At 63.3% G+C, this 25,274-nt stretch carries 24 protein-coding genes and 1 tRNA gene; 21 read left to right on the forward strand and 4 right to left on the reverse strand.

Annotation, left to right across the window (positions count from 1 at the left end):
• Nucleotides 1-96 precede the first annotated feature (96 nt).
• The 18 genes from fabD to nagZ all read left to right on the forward strand — a co-directional run bounded on the left by fabD (nt 97) and on the right by nagZ (nt 17,152).
• Complete coding sequence (gene fabD, locus BGI01S_RS03035) at nt 97-1,035, forward strand: ACP S-malonyltransferase (RefSeq protein WP_042322064.1); 939 nt, start codon at nt 97-99, stop codon at nt 1,033-1,035.
• A 126-nt stretch (nt 1,036-1,161) separates the two neighbouring features.
• Nucleotides 1,162-1,908, forward strand: a complete 747-nt coding sequence (gene fabG / locus BGI01S_RS03040; protein WP_042322067.1) for a 3-oxoacyl-ACP reductase FabG — start codon at nt 1,162-1,164, stop codon at nt 1,906-1,908.
• Nucleotides 1,909-2,062: 154 nt separating this feature from the next.
• Nucleotides 2,063-2,302 (forward strand): acyl carrier protein, encoded by a 240-nt coding sequence (acpP, locus tag BGI01S_RS03045; RefSeq protein WP_004197638.1) that lies wholly within the window; start codon nt 2,063-2,065, stop codon nt 2,300-2,302.
• 243 nt (nt 2,303-2,545) lie between these two features.
• Entirely contained in the window at nt 2,546-3,784 is a 1,239-nt protein-coding gene (fabF, locus tag BGI01S_RS03050) for a beta-ketoacyl-ACP synthase II (RefSeq protein WP_028199203.1), read from the forward strand.
• Between the two features lie 14 nt (nt 3,785-3,798).
• Complete coding sequence (locus BGI01S_RS03055) at nt 3,799-4,284, forward strand: protein YgfX (protein ID WP_322786959.1); 486 nt, start codon at nt 3,799-3,801, stop codon at nt 4,282-4,284.
• Between the two features lie 106 nt (nt 4,285-4,390).
• On the forward strand, nt 4,391-4,990 hold the full coding sequence (gene rpoE / locus BGI01S_RS03060; protein ID WP_006051939.1) for an RNA polymerase sigma factor RpoE: 600 nt from the start codon (nt 4,391-4,393) through the stop codon (nt 4,988-4,990).
• An 81-nt stretch (nt 4,991-5,071) separates the two neighbouring features.
• The gene (locus tag BGI01S_RS03065) at nt 5,072-5,692 is read left to right on the forward strand and encodes a sigma-E factor negative regulatory protein (protein ID WP_042322606.1); all 621 of its coding nucleotides are present in this window, start codon (nt 5,072-5,074) and stop codon (nt 5,690-5,692) included.
• Nucleotides 5,693-5,696: 4 nt separating this feature from the next.
• The gene (locus BGI01S_RS03070; protein ID WP_042322609.1) at nt 5,697-6,740 is read left to right on the forward strand and encodes a MucB/RseB C-terminal domain-containing protein; all 1,044 of its coding nucleotides are present in this window, start codon (nt 5,697-5,699) and stop codon (nt 6,738-6,740) included.
• A gap of 35 nt (nt 6,741-6,775) precedes the next feature.
• Nucleotides 6,776-8,296, forward strand: coding sequence for a DegQ family serine endoprotease (locus BGI01S_RS03075; RefSeq protein ID WP_042322073.1), 1,521 nt, complete (start codon nt 6,776-6,778; stop codon nt 8,294-8,296).
• Nucleotides 8,293-8,556, forward strand: a complete 264-nt coding sequence (locus BGI01S_RS03080) for a glutaredoxin family protein (protein WP_042322075.1) — start codon at nt 8,293-8,295, stop codon at nt 8,554-8,556. The genes BGI01S_RS03075 and BGI01S_RS03080 overlap by 4 nt, the downstream gene beginning before the upstream one ends.
• Before the next feature lie 202 nt (nt 8,557-8,758).
• Nucleotides 8,759-10,552, forward strand: coding sequence for a translation elongation factor 4 (lepA, locus tag BGI01S_RS03085; protein ID WP_042322077.1), 1,794 nt, complete (start codon nt 8,759-8,761; stop codon nt 10,550-10,552).
• A gap of 18 nt (nt 10,553-10,570) precedes the next feature.
• Complete coding sequence (gene lepB, locus BGI01S_RS03090; RefSeq protein WP_042322079.1) at nt 10,571-11,464, forward strand: signal peptidase I; 894 nt, start codon at nt 10,571-10,573, stop codon at nt 11,462-11,464.
• Between the two features lie 174 nt (nt 11,465-11,638).
• Nucleotides 11,639-12,913, forward strand: a complete 1,275-nt coding sequence (rnc, locus tag BGI01S_RS03095; RefSeq protein ID WP_084585248.1) for a ribonuclease III — start codon at nt 11,639-11,641, stop codon at nt 12,911-12,913.
• Nucleotides 12,914-12,967: 54 nt separating this feature from the next.
• Nucleotides 12,968-13,867 (forward strand): GTPase Era, encoded by a 900-nt coding sequence (era, locus tag BGI01S_RS03100; protein WP_042322081.1) that lies wholly within the window; start codon nt 12,968-12,970, stop codon nt 13,865-13,867.
• The gene (gene recO, locus BGI01S_RS03105) at nt 13,854-14,807 is read left to right on the forward strand and encodes a DNA repair protein RecO (RefSeq protein WP_042322082.1); all 954 of its coding nucleotides are present in this window, start codon (nt 13,854-13,856) and stop codon (nt 14,805-14,807) included. Before era ends, recO begins: the two co-directional genes overlap by 14 nt.
• Nucleotides 14,804-15,568: a pyridoxine 5'-phosphate synthase gene (pdxJ, locus tag BGI01S_RS03110; protein ID WP_042322084.1), complete on the forward strand. Its 765-nt coding sequence runs from the start codon at nt 14,804-14,806 to the stop codon at nt 15,566-15,568. Before recO ends, pdxJ begins: the two co-directional genes overlap by 4 nt.
• A gap of 26 nt (nt 15,569-15,594) precedes the next feature.
• A complete protein-coding gene (acpS, locus tag BGI01S_RS03115) occupies nt 15,595-16,053 on the forward strand; it encodes a holo-ACP synthase (protein ID WP_042322614.1) in 459 nt (152 codons plus the stop codon).
• Between the two features lie 70 nt (nt 16,054-16,123).
• The gene (nagZ, locus tag BGI01S_RS03120; RefSeq protein ID WP_042322087.1) at nt 16,124-17,152 is read left to right on the forward strand and encodes a beta-N-acetylhexosaminidase; all 1,029 of its coding nucleotides are present in this window, start codon (nt 16,124-16,126) and stop codon (nt 17,150-17,152) included.
• Nucleotides 17,153-17,295: 143 nt separating this feature from the next.
• Here nagZ and BGI01S_RS03125 read toward each other — a convergent pair whose 3' ends face one another.
• From BGI01S_RS03125 to earP, 4 genes are all read right to left on the reverse strand, one after another.
• Entirely contained in the window at nt 17,296-18,675 is a 1,380-nt protein-coding gene (locus tag BGI01S_RS03125) for a sigma-54-dependent transcriptional regulator (protein ID WP_042322089.1), read from the reverse strand.
• A gap of 281 nt (nt 18,676-18,956) precedes the next feature.
• A complete protein-coding gene (locus BGI01S_RS03130; protein WP_012433871.1) occupies nt 18,957-19,163 on the reverse strand; it encodes a CsbD family protein in 207 nt (68 codons plus the stop codon).
• Between the two features lie 282 nt (nt 19,164-19,445).
• A complete protein-coding gene (gene efp / locus BGI01S_RS03135) occupies nt 19,446-20,003 on the reverse strand; it encodes an elongation factor P (protein ID WP_042322091.1) in 558 nt (185 codons plus the stop codon).
• 393 nt (nt 20,004-20,396) lie between these two features.
• Nucleotides 20,397-21,596 (reverse strand): elongation factor P maturation arginine rhamnosyltransferase EarP, encoded by a 1,200-nt coding sequence (gene earP / locus BGI01S_RS03140; protein WP_042322092.1) that lies wholly within the window; start codon nt 21,594-21,596, stop codon nt 20,397-20,399.
• A 244-nt stretch (nt 21,597-21,840) separates the two neighbouring features.
• Here earP and uvrC point away from each other — a divergent pair, with 244 nt between their 5' ends.
• From uvrC to BGI01S_RS03155, 3 genes are all read left to right on the forward strand, one after another.
• Nucleotides 21,841-24,063: an excinuclease ABC subunit UvrC gene (gene uvrC, locus BGI01S_RS03145; RefSeq protein ID WP_042322094.1), complete on the forward strand. Its 2,223-nt coding sequence runs from the start codon at nt 21,841-21,843 to the stop codon at nt 24,061-24,063.
• A 253-nt stretch (nt 24,064-24,316) separates the two neighbouring features.
• Nucleotides 24,317-24,910 carry a CDP-diacylglycerol--glycerol-3-phosphate 3-phosphatidyltransferase gene (gene pgsA, locus BGI01S_RS03150; RefSeq protein ID WP_042322616.1) on the forward strand — a complete coding sequence of 198 codons (594 nt, stop codon included), beginning with the start codon at nt 24,317-24,319 and terminating at the stop codon, nt 24,908-24,910.
• 228 nt (nt 24,911-25,138) lie between these two features.
• Nucleotides 25,139-25,214, forward strand: a tRNA-Gly gene (locus BGI01S_RS03155).
• The last annotated feature ends 60 nt before the right edge of the window (nt 25,215-25,274 follow it).

Here is a 25,274-nt window from a genome sequence, read left to right on the forward strand (position 1 = left end):
GCGACGTAGTAGGAGGCGCTGCTTGCGGCGCCGCGCCGGCGGTGAGCTCGACGCCGCGCGCCACCCACATCTGACTAAATCGATTTTGGGGACGATATGAAATTTGCGTTCGTTTTTCCTGGGCAGGGTTCGCAGACGGTTGGCATGCTTAACGCGTTCGCCGATCACGCGATCGTGCGCGAAACGGTTCAGGAAGCGTCCGACGCGCTCAATCAGGACCTCGGCAAACTGATTGCCGAAGGCCCTGCCGAAGATCTCAACCTCACCACCAACACCCAGCCGGTCATGCTGACCGCGGCCTACGCGATCTATCGCGCGTGGCAACAGGCGGGCGGCCCGGCGCCGGCGATCGTCGCGGGCCACAGCCTCGGCGAATACACCGCACTCGTCGCGGCCGGCGCGATCGCATTTCGCGATGCTGTGCCGCTCGTGCGTTTTCGCGCGCAAGCCATGCAAACCGCGGTGCCGGTCGGCGAAGGCGGCATGGCCGCAATTCTCGGTCTCGACGACGACACGGTGCGTGCGGTCTGTGCGGAAGCGTCGGCGGCGGGCGGTGTGGTCGAAGCAGTGAATTTCAACGCGCCGGCGCAAGTCGTGATCGCCGGGCATAAGACCGCGGTCGAAAAGGCCTGCGAAGTCGCGAAGGCGAAGGGCGCGAAGCGCGCGCTGCCGCTGCCGGTGTCGGCACCGTTCCATTCGTCGCTGCTCAGGCCGGCGTCGGATCAATTGCGCGAGTATCTGGCGAGTGTCAACGTACAAGTGCCGGCGATTCCCGTCATCAACAACGTCGACGTCGCCGCGGTCAACGAACCGGCCAAGATCAAGGATGCGCTGGTGCGCCAGGCGGCCGGCGCAGTGCGTTGGGTGGAGAGCGTGCAGGCCATGTCGGCGCAGGGCGTCACGCATGTGATCGAGTGCGGTCCGGGCAAGGTCCTTGCGGGTTTGACCAAGCGTATCGATGGGAATCTGGTCGGCGCGTCGGTGTTCGACCCGGCCTCGCTCGAAGAAACGCTTAAGCTGGTGACGGCAGGCTGAAGGGCTCCTTGCACTCGCCTCGGACATGAGCGCCGCAAGGTCGGCGCTTGAGCGCCGTCGCATTACGCATCGGCATCAGGAATCATCAGAATCAATCAGCCCTGCGAAGGGCATCCGGACTGACAGATGGAAAAGACTCTCGACAAGCAGATCGCAATCGTGACCGGCGCCTCGCGCGGCATCGGCCGTGCAATTGCGATGGAACTGGCGCGCCAGGGTGCTACGGTGATCGGTACGGCGACCAGCGAAGGCGGCGCCGCGGCCATCAGCGAAGCGTTCAACGCGGCCGGCGTGAACGGCCGTGGTGCAGTGCTCGACGTGAACGACGCGGCTGCGGCGGAAGCGCTGATCGACGGCACGGTGAAGGAATTCGGCGCGCTGCACGTGCTGGTGAACAACGCCGGCATCACGCAGGATCAGCTCGCGATGCGCATGAAGGACGACGACTGGGACGCGGTCATCGACACCAACCTGAAGTCGGTGTTCCGTCTGTCGCGCGCGGTGCTGCGCCCGATGATGAAGGCAAAGGGCGGCCGCATCATCAACATCACCTCCGTGGTCGGCTCGTCCGGCAACCCTGGGCAGATCAATTACGCCGCCGCCAAAGCGGGCGTCGCAGGTATGACGCGTTCGCTCGCACGCGAGATCGGCAGCCGCAACATCACCGTGAATTGCGTCGCGCCGGGTTTCATCGATACCGACATGACGAAGAGCCTGCCGGAAGAGCAGCAGACCGCACTGAAGACGCAGATTCCGCTGGGCCGTCTCGGCAGCCCGGAAGATATCGCGCACGCCGTCGCGTTCCTCGCGTCGCCGCAAGCGGGCTATATCACCGGCACGACACTGCATGTGAACGGCGGAATGTACATGTAGTAACCAAATTCGGTTACTATCCGCGCCTTGACGCGTTTGCAAATGCGTAAGGCGCATGCCTTGACAGGAACCCGATGCGCTGCTTTTTTGCCGGGTCAAACCTGATAAAATGCGCGCACCTGTATTTTTGAACTTCTTTTCCCTTGGAGGGGTAATGGACAATATCGAACAGCGCGTCAAGAAGATCGTCGCAGAACAACTGGGCGTTGCAGAAGCTGAAATCAAGAACGAAGCTTCGTTCGTGAACGACCTCGGCGCCGACTCGCTCGACACCGTTGAGCTCGTGATGGCCCTCGAAGACGAATTCGGCATGGAAATTCCGGATGAAGAAGCCGAGAAAATCACCACCGTTCAGCAAGCGATCGATTACGCTCGCGCGAACGTCAAGGCCTAAAGTCATTCGCGCCTGCGTTTCTGCGTTGGCGGCGTATGACGCCCTGCCGTGTCGGTTGCCGACGCCAGCAGGGCTGGCGCGTTTTGGCGTACTGCTTGCCGCGCCGTTTGCCATGCAGGAGCCAGCGATGTTGACTGCGCAAATTTTCGCGCGATTGCCGACTTAACAGCCACAGGGCACACAGGGCAGAATCCTGTGGCCGCTGTGGCTTTTGCTTTTGTCATCTATGAAAAAGGGGTTACCGTGAGCCGCCGTCGTGTTGTTGTTACAGGCCTGGGGCTGATTTCGCCTGTTGGCAATAATGTTGCCGACGGCTGGGCCAATCTGGTCGCCGGCAAGTCGGGTATTGCCAATATCACGAAGTTCGATGCATCGAACTTCTCGACTCGTTTCGCCGGCGAGGTGAAGGGCTTCAATATCGAGGACTACATCCCCGGTAAGGAAGCGCGCCACATGGATACGTTCATCCATTACGGCGTGGCTGCAGGCATCCAGGCGATGCAGGACAGCGGCCTCGAAGTCACCGACGAGAATTCGGAGCGTATCGGTGTGGTGGTCGGTTCGGGCATCGGCGGTTTGCCGATGATCGAAGTGACGCAAACCGAACTGCTCAATCGCGGCCCACGCCGTATTTCGCCGTTCTTCGTGCCGGCGTCGATCATCAACATGATCTCCGGCCATCTGTCGATCAAGTTCGGCATCAAGGGTCCGAATCTCGCCATCGTCACTGCATGTACCACCGGTCTGCATTGCATCGGCGAGGCTTCACGTCTGATCGAATACGGCGACGCCGACGTGATGATCGCGGGCGGCGCGGAATCGACCGTATCGCCGCTGGGTATCGGCGGCTTTGCGGCGGCGCGCGCGCTGTCGCAACGCAATGACGATCCGGCCACCGCGAGCCGTCCGTGGGACAAGGACCGCGACGGTTTCGTGCTGGGCGAGGGCGCGGGCGTGATGGTGCTCGAAGAGTACGAGCATGCGAAGGCGCGCGGCGCGAAGATTTACGCCGAAGTCAGCGGCTATGGGATGAGCGGCGACGCCTATCACATGACCGCGCCGCTGGAAGACGGCGACGGCGCACGCCGCTGCATGCTGGCCGCGATGAAGAACGCGGGCATCAATGCCGATCAGGTGAATTACCTGAACGCGCACGGCACGTCCACGCCGCTCGGCGACCTCGCTGAAACCACCGGCATCAAGCGCGCGTTCGGCGATCACGCCAAAGATATGGTCGTGAATTCGACCAAGTCGATGACGGGTCACCTGTTGGGCGGCGCGGGCGGTCTGGAGTCGGTGTTCACCGTGCTGGCCGTGCATCATCAGGTGTCGCCGCCGACCATCAACATCTTCAATCAGGATCCGGCCTGCGATCTCGATTACTGCGCGAACACTGCGCGGGAGATGAAGATCGACGTCGCGCTGAAAAACTCGTTCGGGTTCGGCGGCACGAACGGCACGCTGGTCTTCAAGCGCGCCTGATCGCCTGATAGCGGGTGACGCACCAGTCGACGACGCCGGCTCTGCCGGCGCTCTCCCTCGCATCGGCAACGCCCGAAGGAGCGACGCAGCGGATCGCGCTGCGTCGCTCCTTGTCTATGCGCGTTGCGTTGGGGGTGTTCGTACTGACGGCGACGTTGGCTGTCTACACCTGTGCCGCGTCGCACCTGGGCGTATGGGAGGCGGTTCCGTTGACGCTTGCCGTGGGGGCACTGCTCAGCCTCTGCGCAGTCAGACACGAGCGTGCGCAACCAGTCGCGCTAAGAATAGGGCGGGACGAATTGTCTGCCTGGGATCAGGCGGGCAAGCTGCTGGCGCAGGGCAGGATTGCCGGCTGTTCGCAGTGGAGCGGGCGCCTGCTAATTCTCGCGCTCAAGCCTGACGCGGGACGCTCGAGTACCTTGCTGCTTGCCGCCGACTCGCTCCCGGTATCCGTTTTCCGGGAACTGTCGGTGTTGGGCCGACGCGCCGCCGGCGCCTGACTGTAACGACTGTAACCGCTGTTACCGGAGTAACGTGCCCGGATGATGTGGACGCTACAATGGTGCCCCGCCATGCGCCCTATAGTTAAGTTAACGGATTTATCAGGTGAGCGAAAAAGAAATTGATCAGGTGCTGGTCGAGCGCGTCCAGAAGGGCGACAAGGCCGCGTTCGAGCTTCTGGTCTCCAAATACCACCGCAAGATTCTCCGGCTGATCTCCCGTCTCGTGCGAGACCCCGCCGAAGTGGAGGACGTCGCGCAGGATGCCTTTATCAAGGCGTACCGGGCGTTGCCTCAGTTTCGCGGGGAATCGGCTTTTTATACGTGGTTGTACCGGATTGCGGTCAACACGGCAAAGAACTACCTTGCCACCCAAGGCCGCCGCGCACCCACTTCGACCGAAGCAGATGCTGAAGAAGCTGAAACTTTCTCGGACGCCGACCAACTAAGGGATATCAACACGCCTGAGTCGATGTTGATGAGCAAGCAGATCGCTGAGACGGTCAATGCTGCGATGGCGGTTTTACCGGAAGAATTGCGCACCGCCATTACTCTTCGTGAAATTGAAGGTTTGAGCTACGAGGAAATCGCTGAGATGATGGGCTGCCCAATCGGCACCGTCAGATCACGAATTTTCCGCGCTCGCGAAGCCATTGCGGCAAAATTGCGTCCGTTGCTTGACACACCTGAAGGCAAGCGCTGGTAATTCCCAGCCGGCCGACCGGGCACGGGTGCAATATCTGGATTAGTGGTGTCACTACGGGGTATTTGTAAGATGGGGAGCATCATGGGGTCGGTCTCGGTGCAATCGCAAGCCAGTTCGCGCGGTGAACGTCTGTCCGCTTTTGTCGACGGTGAGCTGGTCGGCGAAGAGCATCTGAATCTGGACAAGTTTCTTGCCGGGCTGGACGGTGAAGACCGCGTGGCCTGGTCGAGCTATCACCTGATCGGGGACGCGCTGCGTTCGGACGATCTGGCGATCAGTCCAGCCACGAGCAGCGCGTTCCTGAACGGTTTCGCCGCGCGCTTCGAAAATGAGCCGCACGTGTTCGCGCCAGCTGCCATGCCGGTCGCGCGCCGTTTGCTGGCGTTGCGCCGCCGTGTCGTGCCGGCGTTTGCCGTAGCGGCCGCCGCGGCCACGCTGACGTGGATCGTCGTGCCGCAACTGCAAGGCGTGCCGGGCGCTCCGGGCGCGCAACTCGCATCGCTGCATGGCGACGCGGTACAACGCGTGGCGATGGCGCCGGTGTCGGGAGCAGCGCAGCCGATCGCGCAGGACGCGAACATCATCCGCGACGCAAGCCTCGATCAATATCTGGAAGCTCACCAGCAATTCGCGCAACAACCGGTCATGGCGGGCTCGATGCCGGTGATTCGCGCAGCTTCAGTCTCTACGCAAGGCCAATAGTTTGATGCAGACTCCGCGGTTGAATAAAACGACTATCTGGGGGCGGCTGCCGACATTTCTGTTCTGCGCAGCCGTATTGTTGTCCGCTACGCCGCGGGTCTTTGCACAAACCGCCGATCCGCTCGTCGCCCGTCGCACGGCCGCGGATCTGCTCGATCGGATCCATCAGGCTGCTCAGCAGCAAAACTACGAAGGCGCGTTCGTCTATCAGCGCGGCAATTTCGTTCAGACGTCGCGTATCGCGCATTACTCGACCCATTCCGACGGCGAATTCGAGCAACTCGAGAGCCTCGACGGCAAGCCGCGCAAAATGCTCCGTCATAACGACGATCTCTACACGTTCGTGCCGGAGCGGCGTCTGTTGGTAGTCGAGAAGCGCCAGAACAAAGATTCGTTCCCGGCCCTGCTCGCGGTGAGCGGCGAACAGGTCCTGTCTGTCTACGAGCCCAAGCTGCTCGGTGAGGACCGCGTCGCGGGCGTCGACAGCCAGGTGATCGAACTCGATCCGAAGGACGCATATCGCTTCGCCTACAAGCTTTGGGCCGACAAGAAGACGGGCCTGCTGCTGCGCGCGCAAACCCTCGACCCGAACGGCCAGGTCCTCGAACAGTTGTCGTTTTCGCAGATTCGCATCGGCGTGCCGGTCGACAAAGCAAGCATCGTCAATGGCATTCGTAATACGGCGGGTTGGACGGTGGTGCGTCCGCCGGTCGAGCCAGTCGACATGGCCGCGCAGGGCTGGCAGATCACGCCGACCGTGCCGGGCTTCCGCATGATCCGTCAGTTGCGTCGTCCGATGGCCGCGCGCGAAGCGGGTCAGCCGACCATTCCGGTGGACCAGGCCGTGTTCTCTGACGGCCTCGCGGCCATTTCGGTGTTCGTCGAGCCGGTCGAGAACAACACGCGCAAGGAAGGCTCGGGAGACAGCGGCGCCACGCACGTACTAGTCAAGCGCCGGGGCGACTTCTGGATTACTCTGCTCGGTGAAGTGCCCCAGACCACATTGCAGCAATTTGCGTCTGCCATAGAATACAAATCTCCGAAGTAACCCTCCGAATCCTGAATCCCTCGGCTTGCTACGATATGACGACTTTCTCGGTGCGCAAATTCCTCGCGGCCGCGGTGGTAGCGGCGTGTTTGCCGCTCGTGCCGCACATGGCGTCGGCGGCTCCCGCCGCCAATCTGCCCGACTTCACTGACCTGGTCGACAAAGTCGGCCCGGCGGTCGTCAATATTCGCACGACTACTCGCGTGTCAAACAGCGGTCCCCGCGGCGGTCTTCCGCCCGGTATGGACGACGGCGACATGTCGGAGTTCTTCCGCCGCTTCTTCGGCATTCCGTTGCCGCAGTCGCCGCAATCTCCGGGGGCGCCCGGTTCGCCACGCGGCGGCGACAACGGCGGCGGCAGTGGCGGCAGCCAGGACACGCCGGATAGCAACGATCCGGAGCAGAACAGCGGGGTGGGCTCGGGCTTCATCCTGTCGGCGGACGGTTATGTGATGACCAACGCGCACGTCGTCGACGACGCGGACACCATCTACGTCACGCTGACCGACAAGCGCGAATTCAAGGCGAAACTGATCGGCGTCGACGACCGCACGGACGTCGCCGTCGTGAAGATCAGCGCTGCCAATCTGCCGACCATCACGATCGGCGACTCGAACAAGGTGCGCGTGGGCGAGTGGGTGGTCGCAATCGGCTCGCCATTCGGTCTCGAGAACACGGTGACGGCCGGCATCGTCAGCGCCAAGGGGCGCGATACCGGCGACTATCTGCCGTTCATCCAGACCGACGTGGCGGTCAACCCGGGTAACTCGGGCGGTCCGCTGATCAACATGCAGGGCGAAGTGATTGGCATCAACTCGCAGATCTACAGCCGCACCGGTGGCTTCATGGGCATCTCATTCGCGATTCCGATCGACGAGGCGATGCGTGTCGCCGATCAACTGAAGAGTTCCGGTAAGGTGGTGCGCGGCCGTATCGCGGTGGCGATCGGCGAAGTGACCAAAGACGTCGCTGACTCACTCGGCCTGCCCAAGGCGCAGGGCGCGCTGGTGAGCAGCGTCGAACCGGGCGGCCCGGCGGATAAGGCCGGCGTGCAGCCGGGCGACATCATTCTGAAGTTCAACGGTCATTCGGTCGACACGGCCACGGATCTGCCGCGCATGGTCGGCGACACGAAGCCGGGAACCAAGTCGACGATCACCATCTGGCGCAAGGGTCAGACGCGTGACCTGCCGGTCACGATCGCCGAGATGCAGCCGGACAAAACCGCGAAGGCGGATCAGAAGAAGCCGCAGCCGCCGAAGCAGCGCGCGACGAACGCGCTGGGTCTCGCCGTCAGCGACATCCCCGCTGATCAGTTGAAAGCGCTGAAGCTTCACAACGGCGTGCAGATCGACGCGGTGGACGGCCCGGCGACACGTGTCGGCCTGCAGAAAGGCGACATCGTGCTGCGGGTCGGCGACACGGACATCACGAGCGCCAAGCAGTTCGACGAACTGACTTCGCACCTCGATTCGACGAAGATGGTCGCGCTGCTGGTTCGTCGTGGCGAGAATACGCAGTTCGTGCCGATCCGCCCGCGCAGCGCGCAGAAATGAGCGGAGCGGCGCCGCTCACGCTCTACGGGCGAGCGTGGTGCCACCTCTGCGACGACATGCGCGCCGCGCTCGAGCCGTTGCTGACCGAGTTCGGCGCGCAGGTCGAGGTGATCGACGTCGACAGCGATCCGCTGCTGGAAGCCCGTTACAACGAACTGGTGCCTGTTCTGGTCTGCGACGGCGTCGAACTGTGTCACTATCACCTCGACGCAGCGCGGGTTCGTACCGCACTGGCCGCACGTGCAACGGCGGCCCGCTGAGATTACCCAAGGGTTCAACGACCGCACAAACGCGCGTTGCGCCCACCGAGTTTCACGCCTCTCCTGAGCCATCTTTTTCCCCGAGCTTCGCAAGATGCGCCGGGCGATAGCCTTTTCGGCTAAAATAGATAGGTTTTTCACCTACTTACAAGGCGTGCTCCGCTATTGTCCGAGCGCGCCTTTTTTGCTTGATCGGCACTGAATGGATCATATTCGTAACTTCTCGATCATTGCGCACATCGACCATGGCAAGTCGACGCTCGCCGATCGCATCATCCAGATCTGCGGCGGCCTGTCCGACCGCGAGATGGAATCCCAGGTGCTCGACTCGATGGATCTCGAGCGCGAGCGCGGCATCACCATCAAGGCACAAACCGCCGCACTGACGTATCGCGCCCGCGACGGGCAGGTCTACAACCTGAACATGATCGACACGCCGGGCCACGTCGACTTCTCGTACGAAGTCAGCCGCTCGCTGTCCGCATGCGAAGGCGCGCTGCTGGTCGTCGATGCGAGCCAGGGCGTGGAGGCGCAAACCGTCGCCAACTGCTACACGGCGATCGAACTCGGCGTCGACGTGATTCCGGTGCTCAACAAGATCGACCTGCCGGCTGCGAACCCCGAAAACGCGATCGCCGAAATCGAAGACGTGATCGGCATCGACGCAACCGACGCCACGCGTTGCAGCGCGAAGACCGGCCTCGGCGTCGAAGACGTGCTCGAAGCGCTGGTCGCGAAAGTGCCGGCGCCGAAGGGCGATCCCGAAGCGCCGTTGCAGGCGCTGATCATCGACTCGTGGTTCGACAACTACGTCGGCGTCGTAATGCTGGTGCGCATCGTCAACGGCACGCTGCGTCCGAAGGACAAGATCCGCATGATGGCGACCGGCGCTCAGTACCCGGTCGAGCACATTGGCGTGTTCACCCCGAAGTCGAAGAATCTCGAATCGTTGTCGGCGGGGCAGGTGGGTTTCATCATCGCCGGCATCAAGGAACTGGCCGCGGCGAAGGTGGGCGACACCGTCACGTTGGTAAACCGTCCGGCGCCCGAGCCGCTGCCGGGCTTCAAGGAAGTGAAGCCGCAGGTGTTCGCCGGCCTCTATCCGGTCGAAGCGAACCAGTACGATGCGTTGCGCGACTCGCTCGAAAAGCTGAAGCTCAATGACGCTTCGCTGCAGTACGAGCCGGAAGTGTCGCAGGCGCTCGGCTTCGGCTTCCGTTGCGGCTTCCTCGGTCTGTTGCACATGGAGATCGTGCAGGAACGTCTCGAACGTGAGTTCGACATGGACCTGATCACCACGGCGCCAACCGTGGTGTACGAAGTCCTGCAACGCGACGGCACGATCATCATGGTCGAGAATCCGGCCAAGATGCCGGAGCCGTCGAAGATCGAAGAAGTGCGCGAGCCGATCGTCACCGTGAATCTGTACATGCCGCAAGACTATGTCGGCTCGGTGATCACGCTGTGTACGCAAAAACGCGGCACGCAGATCAACATGCAATATCACGGCCGCCAGGTGCAACTCACGTATGAAATTCCGATGGGCGAAGTCGTGCTCGACTTCTTCGATCGTCTGAAGTCGATCTCGCGCGGCTATGCGTCGATGGATTACGAGTTCAAGGAATACCGCGCGTCCGACGTCGTGAAGGTCGACATGCTGATCAACGGCGACAAGGTGGATGCGCTGTCGGTCATCGTGCACCGTTCGCAAAGCCAGTATCGCGGCCGCGAAGTGGCGGCGAAAATGCGCGAACTGATTCCGCGCCAGATGTACGACGTAGCGATCCAGGCGACGATCGGGTCAAACATCATCGCGCGTGAAAACATTAAAGCGTTGCGTAAGAACGTGCTGGCAAAATGCTACGGCGGTGACATTTCGCGTAAGAAGAAGCTGCTCGAAAAGCAGAAGGCAGGCAAGAAGCGAATGAAGCAGGTGGGCTCGGTGGAAATTCCGCAAGAGGCCTTCCTCGCGATCCTGCGTGTCGAAGACAAATAAGTTGAATAACGGAACGCTATGAATTTTGCGCTGATTCTTTTTGTGCTCGTCATTTTGACGGGCGTCGCATGGGTCGCGGACAAACTGGTTTTCCTGCCGAAACGGCGCCGCGCGGCGGAAGCCGCGGTCGCCGAGTTCGACCGTCAGCAAGCGCGCATCGGCGAGCGTTTCGCCGACGAAAACGCGGCGCAAACGCGCGCGCGTTTGCGTGACGACAAGCTGCGTCAACCGTGGTGGCTCGAGTATTCGGCGAGCTTTTTCCCGGTGATTCTGGTTGTGTTCGTCGTGCGCTCGTTCGTGGTCGAGCCGTTCAAGATTCCGTCGGGCTCGATGGTGCCGACGCTGCTGGTGGGCGACTTCATCCTCGTCAATAAATTCGAATACGGTATCCGTCTGCCGATCACCAACACGCAAGTCACGCAGGGCAGTCCGCTCGCGCGCGGCGACGTCGTGGTGTTCCGTTATCCGAAAGACGAATCGGTCGACTACATCAAGCGCGTGATTGGCCTGCCGGGCGACGTCGTCGAGTATCAGGACAAGAAGCTCACGATCAACGGTAAGCCGGTGCCGGAAACGCCGCTTGCCGATTATCTCGACGAAGAGCGCCTCGGTTACGCGAAGCAGTTCGAAGAAGATATCGACGGCCGCAAGAACGCGGTGCTGAACAATCCGGCGGTGCCGCCGTTCATCGTCGGCGCGGAAGATTTTCCGTATCGCGACAACTGCACGTACAACGCACACGGCGTGATTTGCAAAGTGCCGCCGGGCAATTACTTCATGATGGGCGACAACCGCGATAACAGCGCGGATAGCCGTTACTGGGGTTTCGTGCCGAACCAGAATATCGTCGGCCGCGCCTTTTTCATCTGGATGAACTTCAGCGATCTGAAACGCATCGGCTCATTCCACTGAGTTCGTCTGCGTCGATTGCACGACACGCCGCGCAACTGACCCGCATCCGGTCACATCAGTCGCGGCGTGTTATCACGCTACTTTAAAAACCCGCGGTAACGTCGCTTCACCACGCTTTTTCCGCAGGCCGCCCCGCGTTTTCGCCGGGTCAGGCGCCCGCGTTATACTCTGCCCATGCCCCTATCTCCGTTGGAAAGCCGACTGCGCTACGAATTTCGCAATGCGGAATTGTTGCGCCAGGCTTTAACGCACCGTAGTCATAGTTCCACGCACAACGAACGGCTCGAATTTCTCGGCGACTCCGTTCTGAATTGCGCGGTGGCTGCGCTTTTGTTCCAACGTTTCGGCAAACTGGACGAAGGCGATCTGTCGCGCGTTCGTGCCAATCTGGTGAAGCAACAGTCGCTATACGAAATCGCTCAGGCGCTTAATATTTCAGAAGGCTTACGACTCGGCGAAGGCGAATTGCGCAGCGGTGGTTTCCGCCGCCCGTCGATCCTCGCCGACACGCTTGAAGCGGTGCTGGGCGCGGTGTTCCTCGATGGCGGCTTCGACGCCGCGCAGACGGTCATCAAGCGCCTGTACGTGCCGATTCTCGATCACATCGATCCGCGCACGCTCGGCAAGGATGCCAAGACGCTGCTGCAGGAGTATCTGCAAGGTCACAAGATCGCGCTGCCGACTTACACGGTCGTCGCGACGCATGGTGCGGCACACAATCAGCAGTTCGAAGTCGAATGCACGGTGCCGAAGCTGGACGTGAAAGTGTCCGGTTCCGGCGCGAGTCGTCGCGCGGCGGAGCAGGCGGCGGCCAAGAAGGCGCTCGACGAAGTGATGGCGGCGGCCCCCGCCGTTGTCGCGAAGCCGAAGCGTTCCAAGGGCGCGCGCGCGGCGAAAAAAGCCGAGCCGGAGATTGTGCCCGGCGTCACGGGTGTCCAGGCCGCGCTGGATTTGCGCAGCCCGGAGCGCAAGAGCGAACGCGGTACGGCACGCGGCGAACCGCGCGCTGCGGCTCTGGACTCCGCTGCTGAAAGGTCGGCCGTGGAAAAGTCCTTTGCCGAAAAGTCCGCCGTGGAAAAAACCACCACCGAACGCCCCACGTTGACCGCCGCCGGCGCACCGCTCGCAGTCATTCGCGCGGCGCACGTCGAGTACAGCGGGCAGGACAAAGCCGAGCGCGCCGACAAGCCCGAAAAGTTGGATAAGGCGGACAAAGCTGCCACCCACCCGACGGTCACGCACACGAGCGACAAAGCAGCACCAGCGGACAAACCGCTCGACGGCAAAACCGACGCCGCGTCCGCGCGCAGCGCAGACCGCCAGCGCAGCCGCGAAGCGATACCCGGTACAGCCGCCGCGTCCACATCAGGCGCGTCGGCCGCCCCCACCGAACACGAACCCGGCGTAGCCGACGCGGTGCAAACCCGCGTCGCCGATGCGGGCCATTGATTGCCATCGGCGCGCCATTCCCGCGTGTCGATCTGAACTTGCCGTAGCCTGAATATGAACGCTCCCACTCCCACTGGTTTTCGCTGCGGCATGGTCGCGATCGTCGGCCGCCCTAACGTCGGCAAGTCCACGCTGATGAACGCGCTGGTCGGCCAGAAAGTCAGTATCACGTCGCGCAAGGCGCAGACCACGCGCCATCGCATCACCGGCATTCACACGCTCGAAGACGCGCAGTACATCTTCGTTGACACGCCGGGTTTCCAGACCAAGCACAGCGGCGCGCTGAACCGGTCGCTCAATCGCGCGGTCACGTCCACGCTGACCTCGGTCGACGCGATCCTGTTCGTGATCGAAGCCGGCCGCTTCGGCCCGGACGATCAGAAGGTGCTCGACCTGATCCCGCCGTCGGTGCCCACGCTGCTGATCGCGAACAAGCTCGATCGCGTGTCCGATAAAGATTCGCTGTTCCCGTTCATGCAGCAGGTCAGCGCGCTGCGCCAGTTCAGCGAGATCGTGCCGCTGTCGGCCAAGCACCCCGAGGACATCAAGCGTCTGATGGCTACCGTCAAGCCGTTCCTGCCGGAAGGCGCGCCGATTTACGGCGAAGACGACCTGACCGATCGCAGCGAGCGCTTCCTGGCCGCAGAAATCCTGCGCGAAAAAGTGTTCCGCTGGACCGGTGACGAGCTGCCGTACACGAGCACCGTACTGATCGACAAGTTCGAGACCGAAGGCCGCCTGCGCCGCGTTTTCGCGACCATCATGGTCGAACGCGACACGCACAAGGCGATGATCATCGGCCAGAAGGGCGCGAAGCTGAAGCAGATCAGCACCGAAGCGCGTCTCGACATGGAAAAGCTGTTCGACGGACCGGTCTATCTGGAAACCTTCATCAAGGTGAAGAGCGGCTGGGCCGACAACGAAGCCGGACTCCGTGCGTATGGGTACGAATGACGCGTGGATGACGCTGAATTCCGACGCTGCGCCGGACGAATCACAACCGGCCGCGCCGGCGCGCGAACCGTCGAAACCGGCGCGTAGTCGCGCCAAAAAATCTTCCAGCACGAGCTCCCAAGGCGCCCCGGGCACCGAAGGCGAGCCGCGTGAATCGGCAAGCGGCGCGACAAGCCGCGCGACGACTCGCGCATCACCCCGCCGCGCGCCGCGCACCTCCGCTTCCGACTACCGGATCGCGGAGCAACCCGCTTTCGTTCTACATAGCTATCCGTATCGCGAGACCAGTCTGATCATCGACGTGCTGTCGCGCGACCACGGCCGTCTCGCGCTCGTCGCGAAGGGTGCGAAGCGCCCGCATTCCGCGCTGCGCGGTGTGTTGCAGACCTTCCAGCCGCTCGCGCTGTCGTGGTCGGGTAAATCCGAAGTGCGCACGTTGACCGGCGCCGAATGGGTCGGCGGCATGCTGCCGTTGACTGGCGGCGCGCTGCTGTGCGGCTTCTATGTCAACGAGCTGCTGGTCAAATTCTGCGCGCGCGAAGATCCGCATCCCCAACTGTTCCATCACTACGTCGTAACGATGACGCGTCTCGCGCACGACGAGCCGCCCGTGCAGGTGCTGCGCTCGTTCGAACGCGTGCTGCTGCGCGAGACCGGTTATGCGATGTCGCTCGATCGCACCGTCGCGCGTAAAGCTGTGCTGCCCGAAGGCCGCTACGTGTTCGATCCGGAGCGCGGCGTGCGCGAAGCGTCCGACGACTGGCCCGCGCAATGGCCGGTGGTCGCCGGACAAACCTTGCTCGATATGGAGCAGGACGATTACCATCGAGCGCAGACCGTGGCGCAAAGCAAAACACTGATGCGCTTTCTGCTCAACACTTACCTTGGCGGCACGCCGCTCGCGACGCGCCAGATCCTGATCGAATTGCAGAACTTATGAGCTTCTTTCTTACGTCGCCGACTGTGATTGACTTGGGCGTGAACATCGATCACGTCGCTACGCTGCGCAACGCGCGCGGCACGTCTTATCCCGATCCGATCCGCGCGGCATTGATGGCCGAGGAGGCCGGTGCGGACGCGATCACGCTGCATCTGCGCGAAGATCGCCGCCATATCGTCGACGCCGACGTGCGCAAGCTGCGCCCGCTGCTGAAGACGCGGATGAATCTCGAATGCGCGGTCACGCAGGAGATGCTCGACATTGCCTGCGAAGTGCAGCCGCACGACGTGTGTCTCGTGCCGGAAAAGCGCGCGGAGCTGACGACCGAAGGCGGCCTCGACGTCGCCGGCCAGTTCGAAGCGGTGCGCGCCGCCTGCAAGCAACTCGCGCAAGCGAAGTCGCGCGTGTCGCTCTTCATCGATCCCGACGAAACGCAGATTCGCGCCGCGCACGAAGCCGGCGCGCCGGTGATTGAACTGCACACGGGCCGTTACGCGGAAGCGCACGATCCCGCCGAACAGCAGCGCGAATACGAACGCGTGGCGCGCGCGGTCGAATTCGGTTTGACGCTCGGCATCAAGGTCAATGCCGGTCACGGCCTGCACTACACCAACGTGCAGCAGATCGCGGCGATCGACGGGATCGTCGAGCTGAACATCGGCCACGCGATCGTCGCGCACGCGATCTTCGCCGGCTGGGACAACGCGGTGCGCGAGATGAAGGCGATCATGGTCGCCGCGCGTCTCGGCGCGCGCGGCTGATGCGGCCCGACACGGCGGTCTCCGGCATGGCGATCTACGGCATCGGCACCGACATCGTTCAGGTCAGCCGCGTCGCCGCGGTGATGACGCGCACCGACGGGCGTTTCGCGGAGAAGGTCCTCGGCCCCGACGAGCTGCGAATCTATCACGCGCGCCACGCCCGTTCGGCGGCGCGCGGTCTCGCGTTTCTCGCCACGCGCTTCTCGGCGAAAGAAGCGTTCTCGAAGGCGATCGGCCTCGGCATGCGCTGGCCGATGACCTGGCGCGCGCTGCAAACGCTCAACAAGCCGAGTGGCGAGCCGATGGTGGTGGCGTCCGGCGAGCTGGCCGAATGGCTCGACGCACGCGGCATCACGGCGCGCGTGACGATCAGCGACGAGCGCGACTACGCGGTGTCGTTCGTGATCGCGGAGACGGCGCAAGCGGGCGGGGCGGAGGCCTTGGACGCGGCACCGACGCCGCCCCCGCCGACCGTCGCCGGATAAAAAATATTCTGGGCGCGGCCCGCGCTGGCCGCGTCTCTTCTTGCCCAACGCTTCCTTCCAGCGAAACTCGATGAAAACCACTCCCGGACCGGTGATGCTCGACGTGGTCGGCAAAACGCTGAACGACGACGACAAGCGCCGCCTTGCCCATCCGATGACCGGCGGCGTGATCCTGTTCGCGCGCCACTATGAGAGCCGCGCGCAACTGATCGCGCTGACCGATGCGATCCGCTCGGTCCGCGAGGATCTGCTGATCGCCGTCGATCACGAAGGCGGCCGCGTACAGCGCTTTCGCACTGACGGCTTTACGGTGCTGCCGGCGATGGGCAAGCTCGGCGCGCTGTGGGACAGCGACGTGCTGCACGCCACCAAGGTGACGACCGCGGTCGGCTACATCCTCGCGGCGGAGTTGCGCGCGTGCGGCATCGACCTGAGCTTCACGCCGGTGCTCGATCTGAACTACGGTCAATCGCAGGTGATCGGCGACCGCTCGTTTCACCGCGATCCGCGCGTGGTGGCCCTGCTCGCGAAGAGTCTGAATCATGGCCTCGCGCTGGCCGGCATGAGCAATTGCGGCAAGCACTTTCCGGGGCACGGTTTCGCGCACGCGGACTCGCACGTCGCGATGCCCGTCGACGATCGTTCGCTCGACGAGATCCTGCACGACGACGTGGCGCCGTATGACTGGCTCGGCTTGTCGTTGGGAGCGGTGCTGCCTGCGCACGTCGTCTATCCGCAGGTCGACTCGAAGCCGGCTGGTTTCTCGCGTGTGTGGTTGCAGGACATCCTGCGCAAGAAGCTGCGCTTCGAAGGCGCGATTTTCAGCGACGATCTGTCGATGGAAGCCGCGCGCCAGGGCGGCACGCTGACGGAAGGCGCGAGCGCCGCGTTGCAGGCCGGTTGCGACATGGTGTTGATCTGCAATCAGCCGGACGAAGCGGAGAAGGTGCTGGATGCGCTGCGCTTCACGCCGTCGAAGGAATCGCGGCGGCGTCTGAAGCGGATGCGGCCGCGCGGCAAGGCGCTGACGTGGAGCAAGCTGGTCGCCGAGCCGCAGTATCTGGAAGCGCAGGCCTTGCTGCGCAGCGTGTTCGCGTAGAGCGTAGACGGCAGACCGTCGAGGTCGTGTGAGTGGTGCGTGGTCACTGTGCGGCCACGGCGAGCGGGCCGACAGAAAAACGGCGTCTTGATTGGATCAAGGCGCCGTTTTTTTGGGGGGAGCTTGTCGAGTTTCAGCCGAACTCAGTTCAACCGCATGCGTTGCAGCTTGTTGTACAGCGTCTTCGGACTGATGCCGAGCAGCGACGCCGCCCGGTGACGCGTTCCGCCGACCGCATCGAGCGTCGCGCGAATCAGCATTTCCTCGACGTCGGCGAGCGGCGTACCGACCGTGACCTGCACGCGGCTGCCGTTCAGATCGCGGCCGTTCGCCGAGCCCTCGTCGGCGCGCAACGACTCCAGCACGTCGCCCGACGCGTGATACGCGCGTCGCACGCGATCCTGCAATTCGCGCACGTTGCCCGGCCATTCGTACGCGAGACACTCGCGCAGGAAGTTCGGGCCGATCTGCTTGGGGCCCTCGGACGTGCCGCGCGCGGCGGCCTCGTGATTCGATTCGTCGACCACCGCCTGCGCGATCAGCGCCGGATCGTCGCCGCGTTCGCGCAATGGCGGCAGCGTCACCGCGGCGGCTTCGAGCCGTAGCGCGAGCTCCTGCAGCAGGCTGCCGTCGGCCACCGCTGCGCGGGGGGGCTTGCGGGTCGACGCGATCAACCGGAAGTCTGTCGCGACCTGATTGGTGCCGCCGACCCGCATGAACGTCTGCGAGTCCAGCGCGCGCAGCAGGGCTTCCTGCTGCGCGCGCGGCAATTCGGCGATTTCGTCGATGAACAGCGTGCCGCCGCTTGCCTGCTCGAACAGGCCCGGCTCGCGCTGCTCAGCGGCACCGAACGCGCCGCGTTCATGCCCGAACAGCAGGCTGTCGAGCGAGCGATGCGCGCCGACGCCGCCCGCGCCACGCACGTCCAGTGTGATGAAAGGTCCCTTGCGACGCCGACTCATGTCATGCAGCGTGCGCGCCGCGATCTGCTTGCCGGTGCCGGTTTCGCCGCAAATCAGCACGGCCGCCTCGGTCGGCGCGATATGTTCGATCGTGTCGTACACGTGCTGGATCGCGCCGCTGCGGCCGAGCATCGATCCGAACCGGCCGAGCTGACGCAGCGACGCACGCAGGGTCTGCACTTCCTCGGTCAGTTCGTACGGACGCGGAATGCGCGCGAGCAGGCTGCGCAAACGCGGGATGTTGACCGGCTTGAGCAGGTAGTCCCAGATGCCGTGCCGCAGACCCTCGATCGCGCTCTCGACCGTCGCGTTGCCGGTCATCACGATCACGGGCAAGGCACCGCCGGGCGGATGCGCGGGCAAATGCTGCAGCAGGTCGAGACCGCTGCCGTCCGGCAGATTCAGGTCGACCAGCACGACGTCGGGAATGAAGCGCGTCAACGCGGCCCGCGCCTCGGCGATGGTGGTCGCGGTGTCGACGGAGAAGCCGTCGGCGGTGAGGATGGCGGACAGGCCTGACAGGCTATTGGGATCGTCTTCAACAATCAGGGCGTGTGGCATGGCAAGCGCAATTTTTTAGATGGATGGAATACCCGCTGCGCTGCGCCGCTCTTTCGACGGGCGCGCAATACAGGCGCGGTGGCTGGCCGGTACGATGAGTCGGATGCCGAGCCGGGAGGTGCCCGGCATGGACGACAGCCATGCGAATCGCCGGGGCGCGGCACGCAGCAAATGGGGCAGCAATTCGACTCACGAAATTCTGGTCCTTTGGCTTTCACGGTGACGCCCGTTTTACGCCGGCGGGCGCAGTCAGGGCGTCTGTAGTTCTTGCATCCGCTCTGTCAGAAATCCCGGTTGCTATCGAAAAACCGGCGCACTTCACGTTCCGCCTCTTCGCGGGTCTTGCCGTAGCGTTCCTGAATCAGGCCGGCGAGTTTGTCGGCGCGGCCTTCGGCCTTGGTCAATTCGTCGTCCGTCAGTTCGCCCCATGCTGTCTTCGCCTTGCCGACCATCTGTTTCCACTTGCCTTCAGCAATGTCGTTATTCATGGTGCTCTCCCGTGTTGAAAAAAATAAAGCCGTACCGGCTTGGGTTCACAGCAAGCAGGGACTATGCCACCTGCATTTGCTTAAACTTTTCAATGGTTTGTCCACTGCCGGGCGGGAAGATTGGAGCGCGGGACGGCAATTTGGAGAAGCGTGCCGGTAAAGTTTTCCTCAACCGTACACGGCGTCGCGAAAAAGAAAAAGCGCCCACATTGGGCGCTTTTTTTTGCCATTTTTTCCGCAGCGCGGGCGTTGCGCCGGCGCGGGATTCAGGCGTGCAGGCGCTTACGCGCGGCTGCGGTACTCGTGGGTACGCGTGTCGATTTCGATCTTGTCGCCGATATTGCAGAAGAGCGGCACTTGCAGTTCGAAGCCGGTGGTCAGCTTGGCGTTCTTCAGCACCTTGCCCGACGACGTATCGCCCTTGACAGCCGGTTCCGTGTAGATGATCTCGCGGACCAGCGTGGTGGGCAGTTCGACCGAAATGGCTTTCTCGTTGTAGAACACGACTTCGCAAGCCATGCCGTCTTCGAGGTAGTGAAGGGCGTCGCCCATCATTTCGCTTTCGACTTCGAACTGGTTGTAGTCGGCGTCCATGAACACGTACATCGGGTCGGCGAAGTACGAGTACGTCACTTCCTTGCGTTCCAGCACGACGACGTCGAACTTGTCGTCTGCCTTGTACACGCTTTCCATGCCTGCGCCGGTCAGCAGGTTCTTGAACTTCATCTTGACGACGGCGGAGTTACGGCCCGATTTGTTGTATTCGGCCTTTTGCACGACCATTGCGTCTGCGCCGATCATCACGACGTTGCCGGTGCGGAGTTCCTGTGCGGTCTTCATAAAACTGTCCTGTACGAAATGAGTAGCTTCAACTTTTGCTCAACGGCATACGGCGCAAGCGGCTTCGGCGCTTTGCCGATCGCACGCCGCGCCGAATGAATCCGGCGGCGGAACGCGAATCGGTGAAGCGTGGCCGGCTTGCCGTGAGGAGCGGCGGCGGGGCCGCATTGCGCAGCCCTTGATTCCGGCGATCCCCAACCATCCGTTACCTGCTTTTTACCCGGAGCGGGCGTGTACACGAGTGGCGCCGAGCCACAACATACGTCCCTTTTTTGACATTGGCGCCGTCGACCCGGAGGTCGGGCACATCTGGCATCTGTCACGACATCTTTCAATGCCGGGTTCGCTGTTGCGATCGGGCCGCGCTTGCGTCGTCGGCCGTTGGATAACCGCTTATTTTAACTGACTTTTTGCGAACAAGGCCAGATTTCCAGCGAGGTCGCCTACCTGGGCGAGTTCGCCGGCCCATTCGGCGGCCCGCCGCTGCAGCGCCGGGCGGTGGCGCTGGAATTCCGCCCAATCCGGGCGGCCCGCGCCGTTCCATGCGTGCCAGAAACGCGCGAGGGCTTCCTGCGCGTCGGCGGGCAGGGTGCGGGCGTAGTGCGCGAGCGCAGCGTCGAGCTTCGGCAGATGGGCGTCGTCGGCCTGCGGGTAGATGTGCCAAACGAACGGTTTCGCCGCCCATTGGGCGCGTACGAACGAATCTTCGCCGCGTACGAAGTTGATATTGCTCGCCCACAACAGCGCGTCGTAGCCGGCTTGCGCGGTGAAGGCGAGCGCATGCGCGGTCAGGTTGCCGCGCGCGGCGTGCGTGCCGGCGGGAAACGACGACTGGCCGAAAAAGCGCGCCACCGCGCCGGAAATGCGGCCTTCGGGCACCAGCAGCACGACCGGCCCGGCGCTGTCGCGCCATTGTTCGAGCAGGCTGTCGACGGCGGGGTTTTCGTACGCGAACAGCGAGACGACCGTCGCGTCGGCGGGCGGCGGCGCGTGGCCGGTGGTCTGCCGCCACCATGCGTCGCGCGCTTCGGGCGATGCCTCGAAGGCCGCGCGCGCCGCGTCGAGATGCCGTTCCTTCAGCACGCCGCCTGTGCCGGGGCCGAGTCCCGGGAAAAAGAACGTCTTCGTCAGCGCATAGCGCGGATGGGGCGACGGTCGCAGATGAAAGTCCGCGACCCAATCCTCGGCGCTCAGATATTCGAGATTGAACCAGACCGGCGCGCGCTCGCGCTCCGCCATCGCGGCGACGTAGATGGGCGGCAGTTCGCAGCCGAACGCCTCGATCACGACATCGGCAACTTCGAGCGTGTCGCCGGCATGGGCCGGCTCGCGCCAATGTTCGACGACGATCCCGCCGACCGTCTGCCGCGCGCGATCCAGCGCCAGCGACGGACAGAGTTTCTGGAACGCATGCAGATCGTCGGCGAACACGCGCACCTGCCAGCCGTGCTCGCTCGCGAGTTGGCGCGCGAGGCGCCAGCACACGCCGATGTCGCCGAAATTGTCGATCACCGCGCAGAAGATATCGCAGGCGATCGCGGTGGAAGCGGATACGGCGGCGGTGGGCGCGGAGCGGGTCGGGTCGGTGGACATGGCGGCCTGATGGGCGGATTCGAACGACGGGCGCGGTTCGCGCGCTGGACGACCCCGCGGCTCCTGTCGCGCTACGCCGCCCCCGAGCGTTGCCGGGTTCGGCGCGCGGCACGGTTCGAACGCACGCGGAATGTTCTAAACTGGCGATTCTAAAGCCTCGCCCCCGATTGTGTGCGCCAGTTTTGCGAGGCGCGCGCCACGCGGCGCAAGGCCTCGCGAGACAGTCCCACCTAATCGACCCTGCATGACCGAACCCGAAGCAACCGACGTTTTCGAGCCGAAAAAAGTGCTCGCCCAGCTACCGCATCTGCCCGGCGTCTATCGTTATTACGACACACACGGCGCGGTGCTCTACGTGGGCAAGGCGCGCGATCTCAAGAAGCGCGTGTCGAGCTACTTCACGAAGACGCTGTTGTCGCCGCGCATCGCGATGATGGTGACGCGCATCGCGCGCATCGAGACGACCGTCACGCGCTCCGAGGCCGAAGCGCTGCTTCTCGAAAACAATCTGATCAAGGCACTCGCGCCGCGCTACAACATTCTGTTTCGCGACGACAAGTCGTATCCGTACCTCAAGCTGACCGGCCACAAATTTCCGCGCATGGCCTATTACCGGGGTTCGGTGGATCGCAAGAATCAATACTTCGGGCCGTTCCCGAGCGCGTGGGCGGTGCGCGAGAGCATTCAGATCCTGCAGCGCGTGTTCCAGTTGCGCACCTGCGAAGACTCCGTGTTCAACAACCGCACGCGGCCTTGCCTGCTGCATCAGATCGGCCGCTGCACGGCGCCGTGCGTCGGGAATATCAGCGAAGAGGATTACGCGCGCGACGTCGCCAACGCGTCGCGCTTTCTGCTCGGCCGGCAGGGCGAGGTGATGAAGGAGCTCGAGCAGAAGATGCACGCGTTCGCGAGCGAGCTGAAGTTCGAGCAGGCCGCGGCGGTGCGCAACCAGATGAGTTCGCTGTCGACGGTGCTGCATCAGCAGGCGATCGAAGTCGGCAGCGATAGCGACGTCGACATTCTCGCGGTGGTCGCGTTGGGTGGGCGTGTCTGCGTGAATCTCGCGATGGTGCGCGGCGGCCGGCACCTCGGCGACAAGGCGTATTTCCCCGCGCATGTGGAAAGCGCGTTGACGGCGGACGAGGGCGGGCTCGAAGAGGGCGGCGAAGATGAGGCGCTGCTCGGCGTCGCGATGGATGCGGGTCGCGCGGGGGAGCTGGGCGTGAGCGGTGACGTGGAGTCGTCCGAGACGGCCGCTGCCGATGCCGCTGCCGATGCGCTCGCGATCGCGCACGACATGCCGTCGGAAGACGAAGACGCGGAAGAGGACGAAGCCGACGTCGCTGATGCTGACGACATCACCGCCACAAACCTTGTCGCTTCCGAACCGTCGACGCCGCGTAAAGGCCGCACGTCCGGCGGGATCGAATCTGAAGTGCTCGAAGCGTTCATCGCCCAGCATTACCTGGGCAATCGCGTGCCACCCGTGCTGGTCGTCAGCCACGCGCCGGCCACGCGCGAACTGGTCGACGTGCTGACCGAGCAGGCCGGCCACAAGGTGACCGTGCTGCGTCAGCCACAAGGACAACGGCGCGCGTGGCTCGCGATGGCTGAGCAGAATGCGCGGCTCGCGCTGGCTCGTCTGCTGTCGGAGCAGGGCTCGCAACAGGCCCGCACGCGCGCGCTCACCGATACGCTCGGCATGGAATGCGACGACCTCGCGCATCTGCGGATCGAGTGCTTCGACATCAGCCATACGATGGGCGAGGCGACGCAGGCGTCGTGCGTGGTGTATCACCATCACAAGATGCAGTCGTCCGAATACCGCCGCTACAACATCACCGGCATCACGCCCGGCGACGACTACGCGGCGATGCGCCAGGTGCTTACGCGTCGCTACGAGAAGATGGTCGCGCAGGCCGCCGCGAATGCCGCCGACGCAGCCGCCGAATTGCAAGGCGACGCGGCCGCCGCTGCGTCGCTCGCAACGGATGCCGCGGAACCGGCGGCGGCAGGCGGCATTTTGCCGACCATCGTGTTGATCGACGGCGGCAAGGGCCAGGTCGAGATCGCGCGCCAGGTGTTCACCGAGCTGGGGCTAGACACCGGCATGCTGGTCGGCGTCGCGAAGGGCGAGGGCCGCAAGGTCGGCCTCGAAACGCTGATCTTCGCCGACGGCCGCGCGCCGCTCGAACTCGGCAAGGAAAGCGCGGCGCTGATGCTGGTCGCGCAGATTCGCGACGAGGCGCACCGCTTCGCGATCACCGGCATGCGCGCGAAGCGCGGCAAGACGCGGCAGACGTCGCGGCTCGAAGAACTCGAAGGCGTGGGTGCGAAACGGCGTCAACGGTTGCTCGCGCGGTTCGGCGGATTGCGCGGCGTGGTCGCCGCGAGCGTCGAGGATCTGGCGAGCGTCGAAGGGATTTCGCAGGCGCTGGCCGAACAGATCTACCGGCAATTGCACTGAACGCGGCGCGCTGGAGCAGGGGCGGGTCAGGCGATGAGCGGTCGCTAAGTGGCCAATAAGCAGTCATTGCGCAGTCGCTCACTGCGCAATGAGCATCCGCTCTGCCGCCAGCAGCGACCGGCCGACAACCCATCAGCACCCGCCCGGTGGCACCCACGCGGCCCGCGCCCCCACGCTAGCGCGCCGCTTTGCTTGTGGCAGGCCCTGTGACACGGCACAATTGCATCTCACTCGTCAGACGCTGCGCCTGCCCATGCCGTTTAATTTCCCGATATTCCTGACCTGGCTGCGGATCGTCCTGATTCCGCTCGTCGTCGGCGTGTTCTATTTGCCCGACATGATGATGAGCCCCGCGCACCGCAATCTCGCGGCTGCAACGATCTTCATTCTGGCGGCGCTCACCGACTGGTTCGACGGCTTTCTGGCCCGCAAGTGGAATCAGACCTCGGCGTTCGGCGCGTTTCTCGATCCGGTCGCCGACAAGCTGATGGTGACCGCCGCGTTGCTCGTGCTCGTGCAACTCGCGCGGATCGATTCGGCGATTGCGCTGGTGATCGTCGGGCGCGAGATTGCGATCTCCGCGCTGCGCGAGTGGATGGCGCAGATCGGCGCGTCGAAGAGCGTCGCGGTGAATTCGCTCGGCAAATTCAAGACGGTCTGTCAGATGGTGGCGATTCCAATGCTGCTGTTCTACGGACCGTTGTCATTCGGCGGCGGCGTGACGGTCGACACACGCGTGTGGGGGCTGTGGCTGATCTATCTGGCCGCGTTCCTGACGATCTGGTCGATGCTCTACTACATGAAGCTCGCGTGGCCGCAGATTCGCGAACGAGGTGGCGTTGCGTGAGTGGAGAAGGTCACGTCGACGGCGATTGCGGGTGCGCGAAAGCAGGTTCGAACGTGACCGACGCATCGGCGAAAACTTTTATTAAAGACATTCGCAAAAGGGGTTGACACGTTTCAGTCGTTTCTCCATAATCTCGTTTCTCCGATGCACGCAGTTTGAGGCAACGGACGCAGTAAGAGAGTAGTTGCAGTAAATAAGGCAGTAGTTAGCAGCAAGTAGCAGTACAACGCGGGAGTAGCTCAGTTGGTAGAGCGCAACCTTGCCAAGGTTGAGGTCGCGAGTTCGAGCCTCGTCTCCCGCTCCAGTTTTTTGAAGCACCGCGTTGTTTGGCGAAGTAGAAATGCAGCGCGTTGTGGTGGTAAAG

Origin of the sequence: Paraburkholderia ginsengisoli NBRC 100965 (genome assembly GCF_000739735.1) — a bacterium.
In the GTDB taxonomy this organism is placed as follows: Bacteria; Pseudomonadota; Gammaproteobacteria; order Burkholderiales; family Burkholderiaceae; genus Paraburkholderia; species Paraburkholderia ginsengisoli.

Excerpts from the sequence above, each read along its gene's own strand:
- BGI01S_RS03130 (WP_012433871.1), bottom strand. The coding sequence starts at position 19,163 with ATGAATAACGACATTGCTGAAGGCAAGTGGAAACAGATGGTCGGCAAG.
- BGI01S_RS03065 (WP_042322606.1), top strand. The coding sequence starts at position 5,072 with ATGGGGTCGGTCTCGGTGCAATCGCAAGCCAGTTCGCGCGGTGAACGT.
- pdxJ (WP_042322084.1), top strand. The coding sequence starts at position 14,804 with ATGAGCTTCTTTCTTACGTCGCCGACTGTGATTGACTTGGGCGTGAAC.
- BGI01S_RS03080 (WP_042322075.1), top strand. The coding sequence starts at position 8,293 with ATGAGCGGAGCGGCGCCGCTCACGCTCTACGGGCGAGCGTGGTGCCAC.
- fabD (WP_042322064.1), top strand. The coding sequence starts at position 97 with ATGAAATTTGCGTTCGTTTTTCCTGGGCAGGGTTCGCAGACGGTTGGC.
- BGI01S_RS03070 (WP_042322609.1), top strand. The coding sequence starts at position 5,697 with ATGCAGACTCCGCGGTTGAATAAAACGACTATCTGGGGGCGGCTGCCG.
- BGI01S_RS03125 (WP_042322089.1), bottom strand. The coding sequence starts at position 18,675 with ATGCCACACGCCCTGATTGTTGAAGACGATCCCAATAGCCTGTCAGGC.
- era (WP_042322081.1), top strand. The coding sequence starts at position 12,968 with ATGAACGCTCCCACTCCCACTGGTTTTCGCTGCGGCATGGTCGCGATC.
- recO (WP_042322082.1), top strand. The coding sequence starts at position 13,854 with ATGGGTACGAATGACGCGTGGATGACGCTGAATTCCGACGCTGCGCCG.
- acpS (WP_042322614.1), top strand. The coding sequence starts at position 15,595 with ATGGCGATCTACGGCATCGGCACCGACATCGTTCAGGTCAGCCGCGTC.
- efp (WP_042322091.1), bottom strand. The coding sequence starts at position 20,003 with ATGAAGACCGCACAGGAACTCCGCACCGGCAACGTCGTGATGATCGGC.
- BGI01S_RS03075 (WP_042322073.1), top strand. The coding sequence starts at position 6,776 with ATGACGACTTTCTCGGTGCGCAAATTCCTCGCGGCCGCGGTGGTAGCG.
- earP (WP_042322092.1), bottom strand. The coding sequence starts at position 21,596 with ATGTCCACCGACCCGACCCGCTCCGCGCCCACCGCCGCCGTATCCGCT.
- lepA (WP_042322077.1), top strand. The coding sequence starts at position 8,759 with ATGGATCATATTCGTAACTTCTCGATCATTGCGCACATCGACCATGGC.
- fabG (WP_042322067.1), top strand. The coding sequence starts at position 1,162 with ATGGAAAAGACTCTCGACAAGCAGATCGCAATCGTGACCGGCGCCTCG.
- acpP (WP_004197638.1), top strand. The coding sequence starts at position 2,063 with ATGGACAATATCGAACAGCGCGTCAAGAAGATCGTCGCAGAACAACTG.
- uvrC (WP_042322094.1), top strand. The coding sequence starts at position 21,841 with ATGACCGAACCCGAAGCAACCGACGTTTTCGAGCCGAAAAAAGTGCTC.
- lepB (WP_042322079.1), top strand. The coding sequence starts at position 10,571 with ATGAATTTTGCGCTGATTCTTTTTGTGCTCGTCATTTTGACGGGCGTC.
- nagZ (WP_042322087.1), top strand. The coding sequence starts at position 16,124 with ATGAAAACCACTCCCGGACCGGTGATGCTCGACGTGGTCGGCAAAACG.
- rnc (WP_084585248.1), top strand. The coding sequence starts at position 11,639 with ATGCCCCTATCTCCGTTGGAAAGCCGACTGCGCTACGAATTTCGCAAT.
- pgsA (WP_042322616.1), top strand. The coding sequence starts at position 24,317 with ATGCCGTTTAATTTCCCGATATTCCTGACCTGGCTGCGGATCGTCCTG.